Here is a 16933-nt window from a genome sequence, read left to right as displayed (position 1 = left end):
GGTCGTGACAACCCCCATTCCACCCCCTGTGGATTCGGCGGTCACCAGCCCTGAAATCTCACCTGAACCCGAAACCGTCCCTTCGACGCATCCTGCTACATCCACTGCAGATACAGCATCAACGCCCCGCGAATCTGCATCCCTCGGCACCGCGCCCGGAAAATCCGGATCACCGGCCACGCCATTCGGCCTGCCCAATGGTGTAGAGAAGAGCCAGGCCCAGTATGCCGGCCTGCTGCAAGCCTGGTTCCTGAAGCACAAGCGCTACCCCTATCCGGCACGGTCCCGCCGCCAGCAGGGCATCGTCAAGGTCTGGTTCCGTGTGGATAGACAGGGCAATATCCTTGAGCGCCGGATCGACACGGGCAGCGGCTTCTCCATCCTCGACAAGGCCACACTCGACCTGCTCGACCGCGCCTCGCCGGTACCGGCACCGCCGCAAACACTGCAGGCGACCGACCTGACCTTCACCGTTCCCATTGCCTATTCGCTGAACTAGACTCTGGCGGCGCACATCACCGCACTGGTCGCACGCGTCGCGGGATGTCAGACTGCATTCATGACGCATGAAACAAAGACCAAGTGCCCGACAGCCCCCCACAGTCGGCGCGGGATATCGGCTGGACTGTCCACATGGCTCACGGCCTGCCTTCTGATATTCGTCGCAGGCTGCGTCCATCCTGTTCGCCAGCCGCTACCTGTAGCCACAACAGCGCAAGAGTCCGAACAGACCAGTCACGGCGATCCCACCCCTCCCGACGTTTCAATCCCGGAAGACGTCGAACCGCAGCGCGATGCCCTCGTCGACGCCATTGCCCGCCTGTCCGAACATGGCCTCGATCCCGAGGACTATGGCCTGTCGCATATCCTGAGCCTCTCGAATGATCCCGACGCACAGGGACAGGCAGAGCGGGACGCCTGGCGCCTAGCCGCCACCCATCTCGCGCATGGCGTGCTGGAGCCCGGGACGCTGCAGCCACGCCGCGTCGCCGAGATGGCTGAAAACGAGATGCTCGTGCAGATCGATGCGCAGGGCGGCCCAGCCGCGCTCGCGACTGCGCTCGACCGCCTCGCCCCGCAGCATCCGGAATACCTCGCCCTGCGGGCTGAACTGGCCCGCCAGCAGACCGCAATGGCACTCGAAAGCGACCCCACCGCCCGCGCCACTCACGCCGCGCTGATCGACCAGCTGCGCGTCAATCTGGAGCGGTGGCGCTGGCTGCCGCATAGGCTTGGGCCACGTTACGTCATCGCCAATATCCCCGGGTTCGATGTGGCCGCCATGGAGCAGGATACTGTCCGAGCCCGGCACGCGGCTATCTTCGGCAAGATGAACCGGGAGACGCCGGCCTTTTCCGACAGCATCGAATATATCATCTTCAATCCCTGGTGGGATGTGCCCGACAGTATCGCCCGGGCAGACAAGCTGCCGCAGTTCCGGCGCGATCCCGGCATCATCGGTCGGCTCGGATACAAGATATTCGACAGGCAGGGGCAGGTTGTCGATCCGTCGGGCATCAACTGGGCTGACGTGAAGGCGTCATCCTTCCCTTACCGGATCCGTCAGGCGCCGGGCCCCGGCAATGCGCTTGGGCAGGTCAAGATCATGTTTCCGAATGCGCACAATGTGTATCTCCACGATACGTCAGACAGGAGCCTGTTCGACGCTGATCAGCGAGCCTTTTCATCAGGCTGCGTCAGGGTGAAGGAACCGCTCGATCTCGCGGCATGGTTGCTGGAGGATACGGTCGGCTGGGATCGAACTCACATCGACGAAGCGGTCGCTTCGCGAAAGGAAACGCGTGTCGACCTGCTGGCGCCGGTGCCTGTCTATATCGTCTATTTCACAGCCGTTGACGATTCTTGCGGCGGTGTGCGGTATCTCACCGATATTTATGAGCGTGACGCCGCCATCCTTGCGGCCCTGCGAACGCCGATCCTGCACTAGCACTCGCCTGCTGCCGACATGGACCTGATCCAGACGCGTTTCAGGCCTCCAGCCCGGTCCATTCATCCAGCCCCAGCGCAATGTTGAGGTTCTGGACTGCGGCGCCGGACGCGCCCTTGCCGAGATTGTCGAGGCGGGCAACGAGGCGCGCCTGATCGTCCGAGCCGAAGACATAAAGTTCCAGCCGGTTGGTGCCATTGCAGGCTTCCGGTTCCAGCCCGGTGAGCTTGTCGCTCTCGGCCAGTGGCACGACCCGCACGAAGCGTTCGCCTTCGTAGGCCTGCGCCAGCGCCTGGTGCAGGTCAACCCGCTTGGGCTTGCCCGGCAGCGCCCAGAGCGCCAGCGGCACTTCAACGATCATACCCTGTGCGAACCGGCCAACCGCTGGTGCGAACACGGGCAGGTTGGCGAGCCGACCATACCGCATCATTTCCGGCGGGTGCTTGTGCTTCTGCGAGAGGCCATAGATCCGGTAATTGTCGCGCGTCGGGTTCGGCGCATCGGCATTCTCGAATTCCGCGATCATCGCATTGCCGCCGCCCGTATAGCCGGACACGGCATTGACGGTCAGCGGATGCGACACCGGCAACAGGCCGCGCGCCACGAGCGGGCGCACCAGCGCGATCACGCCGGTGGGATAGCAGCCCGGATTGGAGATACGCGTCGACGCTCGGATTGCCGCGCGCTGGCCCTTGTCCATCTCGGGGAAGCCATAGGTCCAGCCAGCCGCCGTGCGGTGGGCGGTCGAAGCGTCGATGATGATCGTGTTCTTGTTGGTGACGAGCGACACACCGAGGCGGGCGGCATCATCCGGCAAGCAAAGGATCACGGCGTCAGCCATGTTCATGAGGCGGGCGCGCTCATCGGCGTCCTTGCGCTTGGCCGGATCAATCGAGATCACGTCAAGATCGCTGCGCTGGCGCAACCGGTCGGCAATCTGCAGGCCGGTCGTGCCGGCTTCGCCATCTATGAAAACCTTTGGCAACATGGTCGCCTCCCATCACAGGACAATAAAAAGCGGGCGCTTCGTCTCCGAAGCGCCCGCCGGGTATTTGAAAACCGGAATGCGGTTTTAGCGCTTGGAGAACTGGAAGCTACGACGGGCTTTGGCCTTGCCGTACTTCTTGCGTTCGACAACGCGCGGGTCGCGGGTCATGAAGCCGAACGGCTTCAGCACGGCGCGCAGGCTTGGCTCGTATGCAACGAGCGCGCGCGAAATACCGTGACGGACAGCACCGGCCTGGCCCATCAGGCCGGAACCCTTGACCGTGGCGATGACGTCAAACTCGGAATCACGACCGGATTCGATCAGCGGCTGGGCAATGACCATGCGCAGGACCGGACGCGCAAAATATGTTTCCTGGTCGCGGCCATTGATCGTGATCTTGCCAGTACCTGGCTTGATCCAGACGCGTGCAGTGGCTTCCTTGCGGCGACCGGTGCCATAGGCGCGGCCCTGAGCGTCAATTTTTGGCTCGATCTTGATCGCTGGCGCTTCCGCAGCCGGCGCGCCGGACATGGCACCAAGTTCCTCGAGGGAGTTTGCTGTATCGGTCATATGTATCAGGCCGCCTTGATGTTCTTGCGATTCATCGACTTGAAGTCGACGGTTTCGGGCTGTTGAGCCGTATGTGGATGCTCAGCGCCAGCATAGACGCGCAGCTTGCCGAACTGGGTCCGTGCGAGCGTGCTTTCCTTCGGCATCATGCGCTTGACGGCCATCTGGATGACCCGCTCAGGATATTTGCCGCTCAGGATTTTCTCAGGCGTCGTCGACTTGATACCGCCCGGATAACCGGTGTGACGGTAGTAAATCTTGTCGGACAACTTCTTGCCTGTAAATTTGGCTTTATCCGCGTTGATAATGACGACATGATCGCCCGTATCGATGTGCGGCGTGAAGTCGACGCGGTGCTTGCCGCGAAGGCGTTTTGCGACATAAGAAGCAAGGCGTCCGATGACGACGTCAGTCGCGTCAATCACGACCCACTTGTGCTCCACATCTGCTGGTGCGTTATAGGTTTTCATCGCTCTAATCAGAGCCTCTCGCTTTCGGAGTTCATGGAATGCAATTCAAGCGCTGGCGTTTAAGCGCCGCTTCCCCCCTTGTCAACGCTGGGGTTGGCCTTGCCCTGCTTTTTACGGCATCGGCCTGTTCAAAACAAGACAAGGCAGCCCAGACTGAGGCTGAAACCCCCGTGATCGCTGCAGGGACCGTCCTTCCAGCCGTCTGGTCAACCCGCCCGCTTGAGGGTGAAGTCGCGTCGATCGCGCTCTCTGGCGGATTGCGCGGCATTCTGGCCGTCGCCTATGAAAAGGGCGGCCTGCAATTCTACGATATGGAAGCCGAAAAATTGGGCGAAAAGTCCAATTTTCGCCTGAAATCACTGGCTGGCGGCCAGTCATCCATCATCGAAGAACGGTCGATCACTGTGTTTCCGGGAATCACCCGGGAAGGAGAGCTGAAAGGCTATATCTTCGGTGAAGGCTTGATCGCACCCGCCCAGATCGACCTGCCGGTCAGCACCGATCACGTCATTGCGGGCGTCTGCTCCGGCCCCGCCCCGGGCACCAACTTGATGCGGCTCGCGTTCTGGACAGAAGCGAACAATCGCGTGCTGCAGAACGGAATCATTCGGGCAACCGACGGAGACCTGAAATGGACGGCCGGCGAATCGACCTTTACCGACTTCCCCGTCAAATCCTGCGCTTTTACCAGCGACACGCTCGTGGCCTCACCGCGCGCCTCTACGGCGGCCTCGCTGGTGCGCGGCCCGCTTGATGCCCTGGTCTCCCTGGAAAGCGGCAAGCTCGGTATCTCGACCGACATGGGCATGACCAATGCCGAGATCGACGTAAAGGACGGGATCACCGTCATTGCCCCCGACACGCCCGTCGCCATGGCCGCTATGGGCACGATGATGTCAGGTGGCTATCCCGGCGGACTGATCGTGATCGCGGGCGAGACCGCTCCCGGCGAGCATCACGCCGTGTTCGTGGACCCAAGCGCGCTGACACTGTCGACCAACTGACCGGAACCGCGTGCGCGCCACACTAGCCGCACCGCCGCAAGGGTAACGATCACGCCGAGGGCCTGGTGCAACAGCGCCAGGTTCATCGGTGCGGCGTTCATCAATGTCACGATGCCCCACACGGCTTGCAGACTGACAAGCACGGCAAGGCCCGTGAAGGCGCCCCCGAGGGATGTCTTCCGGAATATCCAGGCCGAGGCGAGCGCCGGCGCCCAGATCAGGTAGGCCAGGATGCGGTGGTTGAACTGGGTGGTGGCGCGGCCCTCGAACAGGCTGCGCAGGCCGAGGCCTTCGCCGAGATATGATGTCGGCACGAACTCGCCCGCCATCAGCGGCCAGTCATTGTAGGTGCGTCCGGCATCCAGCCCGGCGACGAGCGCGCCTGCCGCCATCTGCACGACAATCAGCCCGAGCAGACCCCACGCAACGATCCGCACTGGCCGGGATACCGGCTCACGCACCTTGCCGCCCAAATCGAGCCACAGCCAGGCGGTATAGCCGATGATCAGCAGTGCCAGCATGAAATGCGTGGCAAGGCGGTAGGGAGCAACATCAACGCGAGTGGTCTCACCAATGCCACTCGAGACCATCCACCAGCCGATCGCGCCCTGCAGGCCGCCGAGCAGGATGAGGATAACGAACCGTGTGGCGAGGGCGCGGCTGAGCCAGCCCCGGATCGCAAAGACGGCAAAGCCGAACATGGCGACAAGACCGATCAGGCGCCCAAAGAGCCGGTGCCCCCATTCCCACCAGAAAATCTGCTGGAAGTCGCCAAGCGACATGCCGGAATTCTGTAACCGGTACTCGGAAGTTTGCCGGTATTTATCGAACAGGCTGGCCCAGGCCGCATCGGAAAGCGGCGGCAATGCGCCCTTGATCGGGTCCCATTCGGTGATTGACAGGCCGCTGTCAGTGAGGCGCGTGGCGCCGCCAATCAAGATCATCGCATAGACGAGTACGCCGATGACCACGAGCCAGTTGCGCATCCAGCGTGTGGCATTAAGGGATTTGCCTGATGGGGACATGACGCCTAAATGGCCTATCCATGCGGCGCGGCAAGAGGCAACCATGTCGCAGCGGCCATCGCCCGAGCCAAGGAAAGCCCCGAACTGCCATGCGCAAGCCCGTCGCCAGCCTCATCCTTCTCACCTTCATCGCGCTGTGGATTTTCCTCGTCGGGACGTTTTCCGGCATGATCGCCAGCTGGCCCCGCTGGGCGCAACTGGTCTTCTACATTGTTGCGGGATTTGGCTGGATCGCGCCGCTGAAGCCATTATTCGCCTGGATGAACAGTGGCCCGCAAGACGAGCAGGACGACTAGTCGTCGTGCCGACGCGACGCTTCCCGGAGCCGCGCCAGTATGACGGCTGGATCGTCGGGCGTCTCGATATCTTCGGGTGACGGATATTCGTCGTCGTCGTCGTCATCCGCCTCAGCTGGCGATTCGCCATCGACCTGGAGCACCGGTTCGTCGTCGGCGTCCTCTTCCGTCATACCATCGAACAGGTCTGTATCGCCCTGCGACTTGAGACGGCCCATGACGGTCTCGCCGCCGACGAGCGTCTGCCCCGGCCAGACCAGCAGGCCGACTTCCTTCGGGACGAATACATCACACCAGCCGCCGAGCCTGCGCGTGCCGAAGGGACGACCGAGACGGACGATATCTCCGGCTTCCGTCGCGAGATCAATGCGCGGACCGAAGCCGCCGGACGCCAGGCGGACGCCGACTTGCTGTCCCCGGCTTTCGAAAGTGAGAAAGGCGCGCGCCAGACCATCATCGTCAGCACAGGCGGCAAGCGGTACGGTGTTCTCGCCGGCTTCAAAAATCATCGATTCCACACTGCCAGCGATCGGCGTGTAGACCTTGTTGGTCGCCGACGGCGCCGACGAGATACGAATACGCGTCACACCTGATTCCGTCAGGCGCAACTCCGAAGGCGCTTCGGCGCGACCGACAGACACGACGACTCCGTCGCATGGCGCAACAATACCGTTGGCAAGATCAGGCGGGGTGCGGTGGGACCAGCGCGCTGCCATCAGCGCAATCACGACACCGGCAAAACCGATCCAGAACAGCGGAGACCAGAGCGCACCTAGCAACAGCGCAACGAGCAGGGCGCCAAGGGCGGCGGCGACACCTTCCCAGTCCATGCCGGCATTCATCCAGGGCGTGTTCTTGATATCGAGATCTTCGGACATTCAATCAGGCCCCTTCCCCGGGCAAACTCTAGTCGTCAACAAGCGCCAGGTCGGCATTCTTGGCCTGACGATCCCACATATCAGCATATTTGCCGTCTTTGGCCAGCAGGGTCGCGTGGTTGCCACGCTCGATCACCTTGCCCGCTTCGAGCACGAGTATCTCGTCGGCGGATTTCACTGTGGACAGCCGGTGGGCAACCATCAGGGTTGTACGCCCCTCTGCGGCCTCCTCAAGCGCGTCCTGCACCGCTTCCTCGGTTGCACTGTCGAGAGCCGATGTGGCCTCGTCGAGCACCAGGATGGCGGGATCAGCGAGAATCACGCGGGCAATGCCGACTCGCTGCTTTTCGCCGCCAGACAGTTTCAGGCCGCGTTCGCCGACACGGGTGTTCCAGCCCTCCGGCAGGCTGTCGATAAAGTCGAGCAATTGGGCCCGGCGCGCCGCATCGCGCAATTCGTCCTCGGTCGCATCGGGCCGGGCATAGCCGATATTGTAGCGGATCGTGTCATTGAAGAGGACCACGTCCTGAGGCACCAGCCCCAGCGCCTTGCGCAGGGATTCCTGCGTCAGCGTGCGCACATCCTTGCCATCAACGAGAACCCGTCCCGCTTCGACGTCATAGAAACGGAACAGGAGTTTGAGCAAGGTCGACTTGCCAGCCCCGGAGGTGCCGACAAAGGCAATCTTCTTGCCCGGCTTCAGGTGGAAACTGACATCGCTGACACCGACAGCGCGACCTTCATGCGAAAAGCCGACATGTTCGAATCTGACATCGCCGGTCGGCGAGACAAGCGGAACGGCGTCAGGCGCGTCGGACACATCCGCCTTCATCGAGAGAAGTCCGAACAGCTTTTCGAGGTCCACGGCACCCTGCTTGATCTCGCGCCAGGCCCAGCCGAGGATGTTCAGCGGCGCATAGAGCGACAGCAGCATCAGCATGACGGCGGTCAGGTCGCCTATCTGCATCTTGCCGTCGATGACATTCGCGGCCGACAGGACGAGCACGGCGAGCAGACCAAAATTCATCACCAGCGCCTGAACCGCGTTCAGGATGTACATGCTGCGCACGGTTTCGACGTAGCGGTCATTGTACGTGCCCATGGCCGTGTCGAACCGGCCCGTCTCGCGGCGTTCGGCGGCGAAGGATTTCACGGTCTCGAAATTGGTGAGAATATCGACCGACATGGCACGGAAATGCGTATCCGCCTCATTCATGCGACGGCGCTGGCGTACCCGCCATTCGGTGATGATCACCGTCGCGATCACGTAGATGACGATCGTCGCAATGGCGATCAGGGCGAGACGGTAATCATAGGCCACGCCGAGCGCGATGGATGCGAGGATCAGCCTGATGAAGGTCGGTCCGATATTGAATGCGAGAAAGCGGATCAGGTAGTCGATAGCCCCTGCGCCACGCTCGATGACGCGGTTGAGCGCGCCCGTGCGGCGGGTCTGGTGGAAGTTGAGGGACAGGAGCTGGGCATGACCAAAGGCATCAACGCTGGCAACGCGCTGCGCATCCTGACTGACCGGAGCGAACAGGAAATCACGCACCTGCGGCAAGCTGGCTGCGAGAAAGCGCACGCCGATTCCGAGGGAGAGCCAGAGCGCGGCCGATGCGAAGGCAGGCGCGACACCGGCCTTGGGCGCAACCTGGTTGATCGCGTGGCCGAGAACGAGAGGCGAAACGACTTCCAGCACAGAGGCCGCCAGCGTCAGAATGACGGCGATCGCCATGACCGGGCGCCATTTGGCGAGTTCCGAACGCCCCAGAAGTTTGAGGATTCGCAGGATCGATACGCCAATACCGCCATCAGCACTGTCGATCTTGTCGTGATTGGCGGGTGTTTCTGTTGTTTCGGTCGGTTTTGTCATCCCCGCCATATGGGGCGGAATCGCCCGAAGACAAAACGTGTTCTGACTGTCACGCAACGTCACAGACATTGGAACTGGCAAGATGGCGTCTCAATGGCTATCTGTGCGGGTCGTTCAAACAGCCGGGTTCAACCATGACAAAGCTAAAATCCATCTGCGTCTATTGCGGTGCCTCTGATGCCGTCAGCCCGGGCTATATCGCGCTCGCCGAGGAACTGGGCCGCGAACTGGCCAAGCAGGACATCCGCCTTGTTTATGGCGGCGGCGGTGTGGGCCTGATGGGCGCCTGCGCCCGCGCCGCACATGAATCGGCCGGTGAAGTGCTCGGAATCATGCCGCGCTTCCTGCTTCAGAAAGAGCGCATCTTCGAGGATGTCGAACATCGCATCGTGGAAGACATGCACACACGGAAGCAGATGATGTTCGACGAATCGGACGCGTTCATCGTGCTACCCGGCGGCATCGGCACGCTGGAAGAGGCGGTCGAGATTCTGTCATGGGCACGGCTCGGCCTTCACGCCAAGCCGATGGCCTTCCTCGACGAGGACGGGTTCTGGGAGCCCTTCTTCGACCTGATGGAAAAGATCATCGATGGCGGCTTCACGCCTGCCAGCTTCCGCTCATTGCTCGTTCATTCGGACACACCACAGACCGCGCTCAGCGCGCTGAGCGACCGGGCAATCGTGCTCGACGCCTAGCGTATGCCCTGGAAACCGGTCACGTCCTCAGCCGGCTTCTTGTTCAGGTCCATGCCCAGCGACAGAACGATCGCCGAGGCGATGAAGATCGACGAATAGGTACCGATAAAGATACCCCAGATCAGGGCGAAGCTCATGCCGCGCAGGACAGGCCCGCCAAGGAAGAAGATCGCGAACAGGGCCAGCAGCGTCGTGCCAGATGTCAGCAATGTACGCGACAGGGTCATGTTCAACGACTGGTCGATGACCTGCCGGTCCGGCATCTTCTTGTATTTGCGGCGCTCTTCCCGGACCCGGTCGAACACGACGACCGTATCGTTCATTGAGTAACCAATGATGGTCAGCAAGGCCGCAATGGTGGTCAGGTTGAACTCGAGCTGCATCAGGGAAAAGACGCCGAGCGTGATGATGACATCGTGCGCCAGCGCCGCCACGGCGCCGACCGAGAACTGCCACTCAAATCGGAACCAGATATAGGCGAGCATCAGTGCAAGCGCGACAACAAGCGCCAGGATGCCGGATCGGAACAGTTCACCAGACACTTTCGGCCCGACGGAATCGTCGCGCAGGAAGTCTTCATCGGTGAGACCGAGTTTTTCCATCAGCGTTTCTTTGACAATGTCATTTGTGACCTGTTGCGCGCGCTCAGCCTGCGCTTCCGGCTTGAGCGTTGTGAATTCCTCACCCAGTTTCGACGGGTCGGCAGCACCGAACTTGACGACGATGATTGCGCGCGCATCCGTGCCGACGGCGCTGTTCACTTCCGCGGTAAAGGGCATTGCTGCGCGAACGGTTTCGACGGTTACCGTCTCGGTCTGCTGGATCTCCATGACCGTACCACCGGCAAAGTCCACGCCGAGATTAAGACCGCGCGCCGCGAGGAAATAGATCGATGCCGTGATCATCAGCACGGACAGGAGCGCCCCGCCCATGCGTAGGCTCATGAACCTGATGTTCGTGCTTTCGGGCCAGTACCTGAGTAGCATTGCGTCTCTCCTGCCAGCCTAAAGGGCGAATTTTTTGGGCTTGAAGCCCTTGAGGTACATGACCGTAAACCAGCGGGTCAGCACGAAAGCCGTGAACACCGAGGTGACGATACCGATCGCCAGTGTGACGGCGAATCCCTTCACCGGACCGGACCCCAGCAAGTACAGGATCGAGGCGGCAATGAAGGTCGTGATGTTGGCGTCGAGAATGGTCGACAAGGCCCGCTCATAGCCCGCCTGCACGGCCGTCAGCGGAGAACGCCCGGAGCGTTGCTCTTCCCGGATGCGCTCAAATACGAGCACGTTGGCGTCAACCGCCATACCGATGGTGAGGATAATACCGGCAATGCCGGGAAGGGTCAGCGTGGCGCCGAGCCCTGACAGGGCGCCAACGATGAGAACAATGTTGGCCGCGAGCGACCCGACCGCAAAGACCCCCATCAGGCCGTAGGCCAGGATCATGAAGAAGGCGACCAGGGCGAGGCCGATCAATGACGCGCGGACGCCGGCCCGGATCGAGTCCTGTCCGAGTGTCGCGCTGACGGTACGCTGGTCGAGGAACTGCACCTTGGCGGGCATTTCGCCCGCCTCGATGATGGCGGCAAGATCTTGCGCCTCTGGCAGACTGAAATTGCCCGTGATGCGCACGCTGCCGCCGGGGATCGGTTCATTGATGCGCGGCGCCGACATGATCGTGTCGTCAAGTACGATGGCGAACAGCTTGCCGGAATTGTTGCGTGTCGTCTGGTAGAACTTGGATGCGCCATTGCCGTTGAGGCGGAAATTGATCTGCGGACGGTTGCCATCGTCGTAACCCTGGCTGGCCGTAGCGATATCGGCGCCGGTGACTTCAGGGATATTGCGCACCAGCAGCGGGCCGGTTTCTGGCCCTGTCAGCAGGCGGTAACCCGGCTTGATGACACCCTTTTCAGCCGCCGCGATTGCGGAAGGGCTGCTTTCGACGAGGTTGAACGTCATCTTGCCGTCCCGGCTGAGCAGGTTTTTCAGGCGCGTTGCGTCCGGTTCGCCGGGGGCTTCAAGAATGATTCGGTTATTACCTTGCGGCGTGATGGATATCTCGCTGACGCCTTCCGGGTCGACGCGGCGCCGGACGATGGTCATCGTCTTGGCGAGAGCGTCTTTCATCAAGGTTTCCTCGGATGTCGCGGGGACCGTGACCTTGATCACCGCCGGACCGGCCGCTTCGATATCATAGGTCTTCGCGCCGCCGATGGCGCCTTCGACGCTGCCATTCAGCTTGCGCACACGGGTGAGCGCCTCATCCATCGGAAAATTGCCGTCAGCATCCGGGCGCGTGAGATTGATGTTCAGGGTGCGGCCATCGATGGTCGGCAAGTGGCCGATCAGCGTCTTGCCGTCCTTGTTGCCCAGTGCATTGCGCACGTCGATGGCGAACACTTCCAGCCGATTGGCAACGACTTCATCAGGGTTGATCTCCATCATCAGATAGACACCGCCCTGAAGGTCGAGGCCGAGATTGACGCCCTGCTTGGGCACGCCGGCAGGCGCGCCAGACATGTTCACGACGTTCGGCAGGGCCATCATGATGCCCCACAGCATGATGCCGAGGATCAGGCAGATCTTCCAGAGTGGAAACTGAAGCATGTATTCGTCCTTAGGCGGGAAAGCGGCCGAGCGCGGTAGACCTAGTCGTTGGCAGCGACCGGCTCGCTCTTGCCGCGCACTTCGACGACCATCGCCTTGATCACGCGGACGCGGACATTTTCAGCCAGCTCGACGGTGACTTCCGTATCACCCACCTTGGTAACCTTGCCAATCAGGCCGCCCGACGTGACCACAGAGTCGCCGCGCTTGACGTTCTCGACCATCAGCTTGTGCTTCTTTGCCCGCTGCTGCTGCGGACGGATCAGCAGGAAGTAGAAGATAAGGATCAGCGGCAGGAAGAACATGACCTGCGTCAGGACGCCGGGGCCGGCAGCTGGCGGCGCGGCCTGCGCAAGTGCTGGAAGGGAAAGACCCGCAAAAATGGCGAATACCGCGGCGAATTTGTTCTGCATTGTGGTCAACTCCCTGTAACCCTGCGTCGCGGCAGCCCCCTCAGGGTGCCTGCGAAAGTCATGCCCCTATAGCTGTGGGCGCAGGCCTTGGCAAACAAGCCCTGCAGGCCGTGCGAATCTGTCCTAAAGCGCCCGTGAACGTCCTTCGACCAGCGCCGGGAGCGGATGGGCGATGGCCAGGCGCTGTTGTGTGCCGTCTGCGCTCATTCTCAGCAGGACCTGCGAATCGGCGGTTTGCAGCGGCGCAATCAGGACTCCGTCCTTGGCCAATTGCTGCAGCAGGACGTCCGGCACCTCGTCGACCGCCCCCGTGAGCAGGATCCGGTCATAGGGGCCACGCTCAGGCCAACCCGTGAGACCGTCACCATGCCGGACGGCAACATTGCCGAGGCCGAGGTCGAGCATGCGCCGCCGGGCCGCGTCGCAAAGTCGGCGAAAACGGTCCATCGCGAAGACATCGGCGCCGAGTTGGGCCGCCAGAGCGGCCGTATACCCGCTGCCGACGCCAATCAGCAGGATGCGCGCTTCACGCATCTGCTTGATCTGGAGGGCCTGCAACAGCTGGCCGGTCACCGCCGGACGCGGCACGATCTGGCCGCAGGGTATGGGCAGGACACAATCTTCGAAGGCGAGCTTTTCGAGGCCGGGCGTATCGACAAACGCGCCCCGGTCGATCGTCTCCATCGCCTTCAGCACGCCGTCATCGGTGATTCCCTCCTGACGCAGGTGCAGGACAAGGCGCGCGGCGCGGAAGGGATCGGCGATCAGCTCGGCCATGTCTCGCGCAGTTCCTTGAGATAGGCTTCGTGTGTCAGGTCGACATGCAGGGGCGAGACCGAAACATAGCCGTCATAGATGGCCCGCAGGTCGGTTCCGGCATCGGGTTTGGACAGTTTTCCCTTGTAGCCGATCCAGTAATAGTCATTGCCGCGCAGGTCTTCGCGGCGGTCGGTATGGATGATGCTTTCATCGCGAAAGCCCTGCCGTGTGATCTGGATACCGGCCACGTCTTCCGGTTCGCGGTCCGGGAAGTTCACATTGATCACGACATCGCTCGGCCAGCCCTGCTTGATCAGGGGCCGCAGCGTTTTTGCGCCCCAGGCCCGGGCGGTTTCCCATGGCAGGGAGCCGCGCTCACGAAAGCTTTGCGCCTGGCTGAGCGCGATCGAGGGAATGCCCAGTTGCATGCCGAACATGGCCGCTGCGATAGTGCCGGAAAAGCTGGTATCCTCGGCGATATTCTGGCCGCGATTGACGCCGGACAGCACAAGGTCCGGCGCGTCGGGCATCAGGTCCTGCATGGCCAGCAGCACGCAATCGGATGGCGTGCCGGCGATGGCCCAGGCCTTGGCGCCGACCTTACGGGTGCGCACAGGCTGGGTCAGCGAGATGGCGCGGCCCTTGCCGGACTGCTCCTCTTCCGGCGCCGCGATCCAGATATCGTCGGACAATTCCTTGGCAATGTCTTCCAGCACCGACAGGCCCGGCGCGTTGATGCCGTCATCATTGGTGAGGAGAATTCTCATGCGATGGTCTCCAGCCCGCCCATGTAGGGGCGCAGCGCTTCCGGCACGGTGATGGAGCCGTCTTCGTTCTGGTAGTTCTCGATCACGGCAACCAGCGTGCGGCCGACGGCGAGGCCGGAGCCATTCAGCGTGTGGACGAATTCGGGCTTGGCACCGGCTTCCTTGCGGAAGCGCGCGTCCATGCGGCGGGCCTGGAAGTCGCCGCAATAGGAGCAGGAACTGATCTCGCGATAGGTGTTCTGGCTCGGCAGCCAGACTTCGAGGTCATACGTCTTTCGCGCCCCGGCCCCCATGTCGCCCGTACAGAGCAGCATGCGGCGGAACGGCAGGTCGAGGCGTTTCAGCACTTCCTCGGCGCATCCGGTCATGCGTTCCAGCTCGGCAAGGCCCTGTTCCTCGTTCTCGACGATGGAGACGAGTTCGACCTTGTTGAACTGGTGCAGCCGGATCATGCCCTTCGTATCGCGCCCCGCGCTGCCCGCTTCAGACCGGAAGCAAGGCGTGTGCGCGGTAAAGCGGAGCGGGAGGCGGGAAGCATCGAGAATTTGCTCACGGATCAAGTTCGTAAGCGGCACTTCGGCGGTGGGGATGAGATATAAGCTCTGCACATTTCTATCCCAAGAAGACTGAAGTTTCTTGGAAAGTGCTACCGAGTCACTCATCACATCATCATGCGTCTTCTCTGAAGTCCGAGAATTTTTTTCAAACAACTTGAACAAATCTTGGTAGATTTCAGAAGAGGCGTTGTCTTGGTGCCTATCTAGCACGTTAGCGATGTCGATATTGTATGGTTGCCAGATGTCGTCACTGATCATCGCCGTTAAATTCTCGACCATTTCTCTTTCAAGCTGCGCTTCCTCGCCTTCGATGCAAAAAAGATCTTCTCGGAATTTGGGTAACTGTCCTGTCCCCCTCAAAGCATCGCGCCGCACCAAAATCGGCGGGCTCACTTCCTCATAGCCATGCTCGCCCGTCTGCAGGTCGAGCATGAAGGCGGCCAGCGCGCGTTCCATGCGGGCGAGTTTGCCCCGCAGGGCGACAAACCGCGCGCCGCTCATCTTCACGGCAGAATCGAAATCCATCTGCGAAAAGCCCGCGTCGCTTTTCAGCGCCTCGCCAAGATCGGCATGGTCCTTCGGATTGTTGATGCGCTTGGGTTCGCCCCAGCGGCTTTGCTCGACATTTCCCTCTTCGTCCTCGCCTTCCGGCACCTCGGCCAGTGGCAAATTCGGCAGGCCCATCAGCAGGTCATCCAACAGCGCCTTGGCGGCGGCTTCCTGCTCGCCAGCGGCTTCGATGGTCAGCTTGGCTTCCGCGACGAGGGCCATAAGGCGCGCAGCCTCTTCCTCGTTCTTCTCAGCCTTCGCCCGCCCGATCAGCTTGGACGTCTCGTTGCGGACCTTTTCAGCGTCCTGCTTGTCGGTGACGGCTTGGCGCAGGGCGGCATCATGCGCGTGGATTTCGTCCACCTTGTCGCCAAGGCCCGGCTTGCGCCGGTTCCAGGCGAGACGGAAGGCTTCCGGATTGTCGCGAAGGGCGCGGATATCGAACATGGAATGGTCCTGCAATGGCTGTCGCTACAGGCTCTAATGCGCCCCGGGCGCGGCGTCCACTATGCGGAGGCCTCTGCGCCTGCCTGCGATGCCGCAGGTGTCGCCGTCTTGGGCACCCGGCAGATGACCTGCGTGCCATTACGCTTTTGCGGGCGGACCTCGATAGAGGGCTCAAGCGCGCGCAGGCGCATCATCATGACCGCGTAGTTGCGCAGGCCGAACCAGGCGGGTCGGCCTTTTTGCGGCGTGGTGGAAAAATCCGGGATCGCCGATAGCGCCTTGACGATCTTCTCGCGGGCAATCGGCTGGTCGGGCGTGCGGGCGCCAAGCTGCATCACCAGTTCGGCGGCGCGCGTGAGGTGCGGATGTTCGTCCGCCGGGCGGGCCGTGTGCGTGTCCATCTCATCCATGACGGCGTTGCGCACCTTCATCATGAACGGCGAGCGGCGCTCCTGGACCAGGCGCGGCGGCGCCACTTCAGGCGGCGGGCTGCGGAAACGGTACCATTTGCGCGGCGTGCGCTCATAGTCGCACGCGGCTTTCAGGGCCGACATGTGGACCACGGCATCGGCATGCTGGCTGTAGAGTTCGTAAGTCGGGTCGGTTTCCTTGCCGCCGGTCACGACACGCAGGCGGGGAGACTGGATGCGATTCACCACAGGCACGAAATCTGAATCAGTCGTCAGGACGATGATTTCGTCCAAGTCCTTGACCTGCATGGCCATCTCGATGGCGTCCATGGTGAGAACGATGTCGGCCGAGCTCTTGCCTGCCGAAATCTTGTTCTTGGCGAAGGCGCGGCAGTTGAACGCCTCGAAACCCGCCGACTCGAACACCGGCCTGTGCACGTCGTATTGCAGGTTCCAGTAGACACGCTTGGACACGAACTTGCGCCGTTTCTGCCGTTCAGACAGCGCACCATCTTCAAGCCAGAGGACCCAATTAGCCACTTTTTCGGTAAGGCCTACGCCGGTTGCCGCGTAGATATTGTCGAAATCGACAAGAAGAACGCTATTCACGCGTGACAAAAGGGTTCTCCCTGATTCGCCAATTGAGCGAGGGTCTGGTGTTCAACA

At 61.7% G+C, this 16933-nt stretch carries 18 protein-coding genes; 5 read left to right on the top strand and 13 right to left on the bottom strand.

Annotated elements, in window-relative coordinates; genetic code table 11:
* Both AADA04_RS15130 and AADA04_RS15125 read left to right on the top strand, forming a co-directional pair.
* On the top strand, positions 1–499 hold a 499-nt coding region (locus tag AADA04_RS15130; RefSeq protein ID WP_340694113.1), incomplete at its 5' end, for a TonB family protein.
* Between the two features lie 60 nt (positions 500–559).
* Complete coding sequence (locus AADA04_RS15125) at positions 560–1948, top strand: L,D-transpeptidase family protein (protein ID WP_340694112.1); 1389 nt, start codon at positions 560–562, stop codon at positions 1946–1948.
* A 40-nt stretch (positions 1949–1988) separates the two neighbouring features.
* Here the strand turns inward: AADA04_RS15125 and argC are convergent, their stop codons facing one another.
* The 3 genes from argC to rplM form a co-directional block, all read right to left on the bottom strand.
* Positions 1989–2936, bottom strand: a complete 948-nt coding sequence (gene argC / locus AADA04_RS15120) for an N-acetyl-gamma-glutamyl-phosphate reductase (protein WP_340694111.1) — start codon at positions 2934–2936, stop codon at positions 1989–1991.
* Between the two features lie 84 nt (positions 2937–3020).
* On the bottom strand, positions 3021–3467 hold the full coding sequence (gene rpsI / locus AADA04_RS15115) for a 30S ribosomal protein S9 (protein ID WP_340694115.1): 447 nt from the start codon (positions 3465–3467) through the stop codon (positions 3021–3023).
* A gap of 44 nt (positions 3468–3511) precedes the next feature.
* A complete protein-coding gene (rplM, locus tag AADA04_RS15110; RefSeq protein WP_340694110.1) occupies positions 3512–3976 on the bottom strand; it encodes a 50S ribosomal protein L13 in 465 nt (154 codons plus the stop codon).
* A gap of 170 nt (positions 3977–4146) precedes the next feature.
* Between rplM and AADA04_RS15105 the strand changes: the two genes are divergently transcribed.
* Positions 4147–4980, top strand: a complete 834-nt coding sequence (locus tag AADA04_RS15105) for a hypothetical protein (protein WP_340694109.1) — start codon at positions 4147–4149, stop codon at positions 4978–4980.
* Here AADA04_RS15105 and AADA04_RS15100 read toward each other — a convergent pair.
* Positions 4932–6005 carry a COX15/CtaA family protein gene (locus AADA04_RS15100; RefSeq protein ID WP_340694108.1) on the bottom strand — a complete coding sequence of 358 codons (1074 nt, stop codon included), beginning with the start codon at positions 6003–6005 and terminating at the stop codon, positions 4932–4934. The two genes, AADA04_RS15105 and AADA04_RS15100, sit on opposite strands and share 49 nt — an antisense overlap.
* Positions 6006–6094: 89 nt before the next feature.
* Between AADA04_RS15100 and AADA04_RS15095 the strand changes: the two genes are divergently transcribed.
* Entirely contained in the window at positions 6095–6301 is a 207-nt protein-coding gene (locus tag AADA04_RS15095; RefSeq protein WP_340694107.1) for a DUF2842 domain-containing protein, read from the top strand.
* Here the strand turns inward: AADA04_RS15095 and AADA04_RS15090 are convergent.
* Positions 6298–7179 carry a phosphatidylserine decarboxylase gene (locus tag AADA04_RS15090; RefSeq protein ID WP_340694106.1) on the bottom strand — a complete coding sequence of 294 codons (882 nt, stop codon included), beginning with the start codon at positions 7177–7179 and terminating at the stop codon, positions 6298–6300. The two genes, AADA04_RS15095 and AADA04_RS15090, sit on opposite strands and share 4 nt — an antisense overlap.
* A gap of 28 nt (positions 7180–7207) precedes the next feature.
* Complete coding sequence (locus tag AADA04_RS15085; RefSeq protein ID WP_340694105.1) at positions 7208–9055, bottom strand: ABC transporter ATP-binding protein/permease; 1848 nt, start codon at positions 9053–9055, stop codon at positions 7208–7210.
* Between the two features lie 134 nt (positions 9056–9189).
* On the opposite strand from AADA04_RS15085, the gene AADA04_RS15080 reads away from it, so the two are divergent.
* A complete protein-coding gene (locus tag AADA04_RS15080; protein WP_340694104.1) occupies positions 9190–9753 on the top strand; it encodes a TIGR00730 family Rossman fold protein in 564 nt (187 codons plus the stop codon).
* On the opposite strand, the gene secF is transcribed toward AADA04_RS15080, so the two are convergent.
* The 7 genes from secF to AADA04_RS15045 form a co-directional block, all read right to left on the bottom strand.
* The gene (gene secF, locus AADA04_RS15075) at positions 9750–10739 is read right to left on the bottom strand and encodes a protein translocase subunit SecF (RefSeq protein ID WP_340694103.1); all 990 of its coding nucleotides are present in this window, start codon (positions 10737–10739) and stop codon (positions 9750–9752) included. The genes AADA04_RS15080 and secF overlap by 4 nt on opposite strands.
* A gap of 18 nt (positions 10740–10757) precedes the next feature.
* Complete coding sequence (gene secD / locus AADA04_RS15070; protein WP_340694102.1) at positions 10758–12365, bottom strand: protein translocase subunit SecD; 1608 nt, start codon at positions 12363–12365, stop codon at positions 10758–10760.
* A gap of 41 nt (positions 12366–12406) precedes the next feature.
* A complete protein-coding gene (yajC, locus tag AADA04_RS15065; protein ID WP_340694101.1) occupies positions 12407–12778 on the bottom strand; it encodes a preprotein translocase subunit YajC in 372 nt (123 codons plus the stop codon).
* Positions 12779–12901: 123 nt separating this feature from the next.
* Complete coding sequence (locus tag AADA04_RS15060) at positions 12902–13555, bottom strand: methyltransferase domain-containing protein (protein WP_340694100.1); 654 nt, start codon at positions 13553–13555, stop codon at positions 12902–12904.
* Complete coding sequence (gene surE / locus AADA04_RS15055) at positions 13543–14304, bottom strand: 5'/3'-nucleotidase SurE (protein WP_340694099.1); 762 nt, start codon at positions 14302–14304, stop codon at positions 13543–13545. Before surE ends, AADA04_RS15060 begins: the two co-directional genes overlap by 13 nt.
* Positions 14301–15857, bottom strand: coding sequence for a serine--tRNA ligase (gene serS, locus AADA04_RS15050; RefSeq protein ID WP_340694098.1), 1557 nt, complete (start codon positions 15855–15857; stop codon positions 14301–14303). The genes surE and serS overlap by 4 nt, the downstream gene beginning before the upstream one ends.
* Before the next feature lie 59 nt (positions 15858–15916).
* On the bottom strand, positions 15917–16876 hold the full coding sequence (locus AADA04_RS15045; protein ID WP_340694114.1) for an NYN domain-containing protein: 960 nt from the start codon (positions 16874–16876) through the stop codon (positions 15917–15919).
* Between the last annotated feature and the right edge of the window lie 57 nt (positions 16877–16933).

The organism is Hyphomonas sp. (genome assembly GCF_037969335.1).
Lineage (GTDB): Bacteria > Pseudomonadota > Alphaproteobacteria > Caulobacterales > Hyphomonadaceae > Hyphomonas.
Note: the sequence above shows the minus strand (reverse complement) of the source record. Positions and strands in the feature narration are given on the sequence as shown.

Excerpts from the sequence above, each read along its gene's own strand:
- AADA04_RS15125 (WP_340694112.1), top strand. The coding sequence starts at position 560 with ATGACGCATGAAACAAAGACCAAGTGCCCGACAGCCCCCCACAGTCGG.
- argC (WP_340694111.1), bottom strand. The coding sequence starts at position 2,936 with ATGTTGCCAAAGGTTTTCATAGATGGCGAAGCCGGCACGACCGGCCTG.
- rpsI (WP_340694115.1), bottom strand. The coding sequence starts at position 3,467 with ATGTCCGGCGCGCCGGCTGCGGAAGCGCCAGCGATCAAGATCGAGCCA.
- rplM (WP_340694110.1), bottom strand. The coding sequence starts at position 3,976 with ATGAAAACCTATAACGCACCAGCAGATGTGGAGCACAAGTGGGTCGTG.
- AADA04_RS15100 (WP_340694108.1), bottom strand. The coding sequence starts at position 6,005 with ATGTCCCCATCAGGCAAATCCCTTAATGCCACACGCTGGATGCGCAAC.
- AADA04_RS15095 (WP_340694107.1), top strand. The coding sequence starts at position 6,095 with ATGCGCAAGCCCGTCGCCAGCCTCATCCTTCTCACCTTCATCGCGCTG.
- AADA04_RS15090 (WP_340694106.1), bottom strand. The coding sequence starts at position 7,179 with ATGTCCGAAGATCTCGATATCAAGAACACGCCCTGGATGAATGCCGGC.
- AADA04_RS15085 (WP_340694105.1), bottom strand. The coding sequence starts at position 9,055 with ATGACAAAACCGACCGAAACAACAGAAACACCCGCCAATCACGACAAG.
- AADA04_RS15080 (WP_340694104.1), top strand. The coding sequence starts at position 9,190 with ATGACAAAGCTAAAATCCATCTGCGTCTATTGCGGTGCCTCTGATGCC.
- secF (WP_340694103.1), bottom strand. The coding sequence starts at position 10,739 with ATGCTACTCAGGTACTGGCCCGAAAGCACGAACATCAGGTTCATGAGC.
- secD (WP_340694102.1), bottom strand. The coding sequence starts at position 12,365 with ATGCTTCAGTTTCCACTCTGGAAGATCTGCCTGATCCTCGGCATCATG.
- yajC (WP_340694101.1), bottom strand. The coding sequence starts at position 12,778 with ATGCAGAACAAATTCGCCGCGGTATTCGCCATTTTTGCGGGTCTTTCC.
- AADA04_RS15060 (WP_340694100.1), bottom strand. The coding sequence starts at position 13,555 with ATGGCCGAGCTGATCGCCGATCCCTTCCGCGCCGCGCGCCTTGTCCTG.
- surE (WP_340694099.1), bottom strand. The coding sequence starts at position 14,304 with ATGAGAATTCTCCTCACCAATGATGACGGCATCAACGCGCCGGGCCTG.
- serS (WP_340694098.1), bottom strand. The coding sequence starts at position 15,857 with ATGTTCGATATCCGCGCCCTTCGCGACAATCCGGAAGCCTTCCGTCTC.